A 1523-nucleotide genomic window follows, 5' to 3' on the forward strand; every position below is an offset into this window, starting at 1 on the left:
CCACACCTTCCCGTACAATAGTATCAATCTTCGCTGGATTAAAACAAACTCTTTCTGACATATTAGAATTATAAGAAATATCCAGATACTGTATATTCTTATGGTTTAGACAAACAGATGACAAATCATTATGTGACAATGAAATCCGATAAAGAGGTTCACCTATATTACTGATACTATTCAATATTATTCTATCGGTTTGTAATACCTCACACTAATAGGTCCTACCAAACGCTCTCCTTCAGCAACGCCTTCACGTATTACAGTGTCAATTTGAGTAGGCTCAAAACAAACTTCAGATGGCATATGTAAATTATAAGAGATGTCTAAATAGCGTAAATTCTCATGGTTAAAGCAAGCTATAGTCAAATCATTATAAGATAAAAGAATCCGGTATAATGCTTCATGAATATAAATTGCTTGCAGATCATTGTGAGACATATCTAGCTCTTTTAAATAAGGAATCGACTTTTTCTTTATTTGCAAATCCCCTTTATATCGATTAAAAGAAAGATTTAGTCGTTCCAATTTTTTAGGCAAATTATCTATAACAATAGTATCCAACAAATTACAAGATAAATCAAGTGACTTGATATTATAAGCAGATAAATCCGGGAAATTGCTAATACTATCATTTGATAAATCATACACCTGTATCACTGAATCTTGAGGAAGCGAAAAAAGACTCTCTAACTTGGTCAACGCCCTTTCTTCCTGAGAAAATTCTAAAGAATGTTTTTTGTTACCAAACGTACATGCCGTTATAAATAACGAGAACAATGTCAGATAAATATAACCTTTCATTTTAACCTGCATTTACTTACTATAATCTTGCCTATATTCCTCTAAAGCAGCATCAATTACCCCCTGATTATATTTATCCATATAATCATGCATATTAACAACCTGCTGATCACCTGAAACATAACTATATTTGCCATTTCTACTCTCAATAAATATATCTACGTATTCCTGATTATATCCCCATTCCTTTAATAAGTTAGCTGTTTCAGTTGGATCATCATGTGCTTGCTGTGCAGCATCAAAAAAACGCGCAACATGATTAGCATGTTGAGACTCATGTGCTAATACAACCACCAATGCCTCTTCTGCTGTATGTACTTTACTCCAATCATAATTCATATTATCATGTCTCAATATTTTACTCCACCCTTCATCATCCATAAATTGTTCATTAAAAGTAATATGGAAAGAATCACGAGACGGATAAGTAGTTTGAGCCACACTATTCATATCAGCCAAATCGAATGTCAAATGTATTACTCCATTATTAAAATAACTAAGCAAAGCTTTAAGTACAGAGTTACTTTTTAGAATATTCACCATCTGTTCGTTAAATACAGGTTGAGAATCTAGATTTAAAGTAAAGTTTCTTATATTGCCAATATCTACGCCGTCAGTCAAAGCATTGCCGGAACTATCTCCGAGAGCACTACCGGAACCTCCACCACCAGTTAAATACCCTTCGCCATAGTTACCATATCCATAGTAGTAACCATTTC

At 33.4% G+C, this 1523-nt stretch carries 2 protein-coding genes; both read right to left on the reverse strand.

Translation table 11 applies throughout. The features are described 5' to 3' along the window. Window positions 1–186 precede the first annotated feature (186 nt). Window positions 187–804, reverse strand: a complete 618-nt coding sequence (locus HMPREF2794_RS02450) for a leucine-rich repeat domain-containing protein (RefSeq protein WP_240053020.1) — start codon at window positions 802–804, stop codon at window positions 187–189. Window positions 805–816: 12 nt separating this feature from the next. After that, window positions 817–1523 (reverse strand): hypothetical protein (locus HMPREF2794_RS28765; protein ID WP_168166582.1); only part of this gene is annotated, 707 nt, incomplete at its 5' end.

This window comes from Bacteroides sp. HMSC067B03, assembly GCF_001811315.1.
Taxonomy (GTDB): domain Bacteria; phylum Bacteroidota; class Bacteroidia; order Bacteroidales; family Bacteroidaceae; genus Bacteroides; species Bacteroides faecis.

Coding starts and splice junctions, on each gene's coding strand:
- HMPREF2794_RS02450 (WP_240053020.1), bottom strand. CDS start 804: ATGAAAGGTTATATTTATCTGACATTGTTCTCGTTATTTATAACGGCA.